Annotated in this window: 6 protein-coding genes; all 6 read left to right on the top strand. The window is 41.8% G+C overall.

All coding sequences use genetic code 11. From position 1 onward, the window contains the following. Window positions 1-236, top strand: a 236-nt coding sequence (locus tag WC623_RS24775; protein ID WP_372856270.1) for a DUF3873 family protein, incomplete at its 5' end; no start/stop codon positions are given. Window positions 237-288: 52 nt separating this feature from the next. Beyond that, the gene (locus WC623_RS24770; protein WP_372856268.1) at window positions 289-681 is read left to right on the top strand and encodes a hypothetical protein; all 393 of its coding nucleotides are present in this window, start codon (window positions 289-291) and stop codon (window positions 679-681) included. Window positions 682-748: 67 nt separating this feature from the next. Continuing rightward, window positions 749-916, top strand: coding sequence for a hypothetical protein (locus WC623_RS24765; protein WP_372856266.1), 168 nt, complete (start codon window positions 749-751; stop codon window positions 914-916). A gap of 3 nt (window positions 917-919) precedes the next feature. Further along, window positions 920-1072 (top strand): hypothetical protein, encoded by a 153-nt coding sequence (locus WC623_RS24760; protein ID WP_372856264.1) that lies wholly within the window; start codon window positions 920-922, stop codon window positions 1070-1072. A 360-nt stretch (window positions 1073-1432) separates the two neighbouring features. Next, window positions 1433-1996 (top strand): hypothetical protein, encoded by a 564-nt coding sequence (locus WC623_RS24755; RefSeq protein ID WP_372856262.1) that lies wholly within the window; start codon window positions 1433-1435, stop codon window positions 1994-1996. Window positions 1997-1998: 2 nt separating this feature from the next. Beyond that, window positions 1999-3456: a phage portal protein gene (locus WC623_RS24750; RefSeq protein ID WP_372856260.1), complete on the top strand. Its 1458-nt coding sequence runs from the start codon at window positions 1999-2001 to the stop codon at window positions 3454-3456. Window positions 3457-3583: the final 127 nt, after the last annotated feature.

Raw genomic sequence — 3583 nt, 5'->3', positions numbered from 1 at the left:
AAGGAGGTAAAATGTTAAATCCAAGAAAATGTGAAAACGGCAAAGAACAATTTGAAAAGTTTATGCCAAGGACAAAAGAAAATGGGTGGCGTATATATCAATACGATTACCGCACACCATCGGGAGAGTTATTTTCTTGTTGTGCCAGAACTTTGGAATCAGCGAGAAGACAGCGAGATGAATGGCTTGCAAAACAAAATAAGGAGGTAAAACAGAAACAAACTATAACGGGATGATGGCAGATTGTAATATTAACCCTGGCAGCAATGCTGGGGGAGGAGAAAGTAAATGATAAGTATTAAAACTGAGAAAGTAGTAGTCCCTGAAATTGAGGGAAAGGCAAGAAAAATTCTGGAAATTTCAGGGGTTTTGGGAAAAGAGGGGTTGCCCTCAGAATATCAAGGAAATCCTGAAATGATATGTGGGTGTAAAAGGTTTGGGAAAGACATCTTTTCTATAAAATGTTTTGCCTTTGCTAATCGCTATCGTAGAATGGATAGAGATGATGAAGGCGATGAAGGTAGCGTTGTGCTATTTACAATGGAAGAAGTCTATTCAGAACAATCTTTCCAAGCAGGATTGGACATAATCAAAAAAGCAGGAGAAATCCTCCACCAGATTAACCTGCAAAGGAAAGAACTGACGAAGGAGTGGCAGGGAGAGGAGACCTTTTTGATATAGGGTTGAGGTAGGAGACAAAAATATAAGCTGGTGGCAATAAGTCGCCAGCTTAGAAAGGAGGTAAAAAATGTATGAACCACCAAAATTTGAGGCAGGCGATAAGGTCAGGACGACCACAAAGGGCACAAAGGGCGTAGTTATCAAACACTACGGACAAGACCTGTGGACAGTGAGTTTTTATCGTGGCGATCTGATTGTTCTGGTCGCAGAACAGGATTTAGAAAAGGAGGAATGAGAGATGAGAGAACATCAGGAATGGTGGGATAATGGTTATTTATATGGCTATTATTGCAGTATAACAGGCAATAAATGTAATGGTGATGGAGAAGGCAAGGGGTGTTCCCCTGCGGGATGTTCGTATATTGAAGAAAAGGAGGAAGAAGAATGTTAGAATTGGCGGGATTAGTAGGAACTTTATTACTTGGGTGGATAGCTTGGAACGGATTAAAGCCTGCTTTGACGGGAGTCTGGCGGGAGATAGTAAAGGAGGTAGGAAAATAAATGAGCTATTATCATTTGAAACAAAACGCAGATGGGGGATTAATATTCACCCCTGTAGAAGATAAAGGACTTGAGGAGAGACATTGTTTGCGATGTGGTTATCATTGGGTGCCACGCAATTCTTTTGCACCAAAAAAATGTCCTGCGTGCAAAAGTCCTTATTGGCAGACAGCCAAGAAAGCACCTATAAGACCAAGACCTTCTGTAAAAAAGGCTTGACAAATTCTTTTTTTCTCTTTACCCTTATTTTGTGAGTGTCTCAATTCCTACCATAGAACCAGAAGAGATAATTGCAGGTGATAATGCCACTTGGAAAATAACCGTCTCCGATTATCCAGCTTCTGGAGGCTGGTCGCTGATTTATGCCTTTCGTGGCGGTGGAACTGCTATTGCTATCACAGCGACAACATCCGGAGACGACTATCTGATTACGCTGACTCCAAGCATTACCTCCCTCTGGGCAGCAGGCACATATCGCTGGCAATCCCACATTACAAAAACCACACCCGCAGAATCCCATCCTATCGCAACGGGAATGCTTGTAGTCAAAGCCCGATTGTCTACACAAACCGCAGGGTATGACCCTCGCAGTCAAATCAAAAAAACTCTTGATGCCATAAGTGCATTATTAGAAGGTAAGGCAGTCGCAGATGTAATGAGTTATACAATCGCAGGGCGAAGTATTGCTAAAATGACACCGGAAGAGCTAATCAAATGGCAAAATAATTTTCAGATAAAATATGATAGTGAACTTAAAGCAGAGAAAATTGCACAAGGGCTTGGTGGCGGTGGAAGGGTATTAGTGAGGTTTTAAGAATGAATTGGCTAAAGAGAATTTTTAAGAGGACTGTTCAAAAACCTATTCGCAAGCGTTCTTTTGCAGGAGCACAGATGTCAAGGCTTAATGCCTCTTGGCTTGCCACAGGAACATCTGGAGACGCAGAAATAAGAGCAGGGCTAAAGACGCTTCGGGACCGAGCAAGGGAACTGAGTCGCAACAACAGCTATGTTAAAAAATACCTGCGGATGATCACCATAAATGTTCTTGGTGCCAAGGGTATAACTTTTCAATCCAAAATTAAACTTAATAGCGGTGAATCAGACGAAAAGGTTAATGACTTCCTTGAGGCAAAATGGGCAGACTGGGGCAAACTAAAAAACTCTCCTGATGTTCAGGGCAAACTATCTTGGCAGGATATACAAAGGCAGGCTATAAAGACTGTCGCCAGAGACGGAGAAGTCTTTATCCGAATAGTCAGAGGCTATGAAAACAAATACCGCTTTGCTCTTCAACTGATGGAGTCAGACCACATCAACGAAAATCTGAATATCACAATTCCTAACGACAATGAGATTAGAATGGGTGTTGAGTTTGATAAATGGAAAAAGCCTGTTGCCTATCATATTTTGACGAAGCATCCTGGCGATTATGGCGGTGTAGAATACCGGACAGAGAGAGTCCTTGCCAATGATATCATTCATCTTTTTGACCCCGATAGATGCAATGATAGTCGTGGATTCACTTGGATTCACGCAGGAATGGCAACTTGCCAGATGTTAGACGGCTATGAGGAGGCTGAATTAGTATCAGCAAGGGTATCTGCTGCCAAGATGGGGATAATTACAACCCCAGATGGACAATATCTTGGAGACGATACCCAAGGCAAAGACATAATCACCGAAGCCGAGCCTGGCACTTTTGAGGTCTTGCCAGCAGGCTCAGGCTTTGAAATGTTTGACCCCAAACATCCTCAAGGCAATTTTGCACCCTTTGTAAAGCAGATGTTGAGAAAAATGTCCTCTGCTTGGGGAGTCGCTTACAATAGCCTTGCTTCAGACCTTGAAAGCGTTAATTATGCTTCCAGTCGTTCAGGTCTTTTGGAAGAAAGAGATAATTGGCGGTCAATTCAAAATTGGTTTATTGAGAATTTCTGTGATATAGTTTACAGAGAATGGCTTGAAATATTACTGACTTTGCCAGGGACTCCTTTTAGCATTAGAGACCTTGAAAGATTTGACTCTGCAAAATGGACAGCCCGAACTTGGGATTGGGTTGACCCTCTCAAGGACCAGAAGGCGAATATTGAAGCTGTTACCAATGGACTGGCTTCTTATACCGATATTTTAGCCGAGCAAGGCATTGACTTTGAAGAACATATAGCAGAACTTGCCTACGAAAAGGAGCAATTTGCTGATAAAGGGCTGGATTATCCCTCTAAAAAAGTAACAGCAGGGAATCCTCAAAACATAGAGAAAGCTGAAGAGAAAAAATAAATAGATTCACAGGGAAGAATGAGGATTTTTTCTTTAGAAGTATTAAAGATTTGCACGCTGATACAAAAATAGGCATTAGGCAGATTGTCAGAGATATTAAACAACTTGAGGAATTAAACCTGATTCA

It is taken from the genome of Pedobacter sp. (assembly GCF_041645105.1).
Taxonomy (GTDB): Bacteria; Bacteroidota; Bacteroidia; order Sphingobacteriales; family Sphingobacteriaceae; genus Pedobacter.
The sequence above is the reverse complement of the archived record's forward strand: the minus strand, read 5'-3'. Positions and strand labels throughout refer to the sequence as shown.

Bases quoted from the DNA above. Each gene is read 5' to 3' on its own strand.
- WC623_RS24750 (WP_372856260.1), top strand. From the start codon at position 1,999: ATGAATTGGCTAAAGAGAATTTTTAAGAGGACTGTTCAAAAACCTATT.
- WC623_RS24760 (WP_372856264.1), top strand. From the start codon at position 920: ATGAGAGAACATCAGGAATGGTGGGATAATGGTTATTTATATGGCTAT.
- WC623_RS24770 (WP_372856268.1), top strand. From the start codon at position 289: ATGATAAGTATTAAAACTGAGAAAGTAGTAGTCCCTGAAATTGAGGGA.
- WC623_RS24765 (WP_372856266.1), top strand. From the start codon at position 749: ATGTATGAACCACCAAAATTTGAGGCAGGCGATAAGGTCAGGACGACC.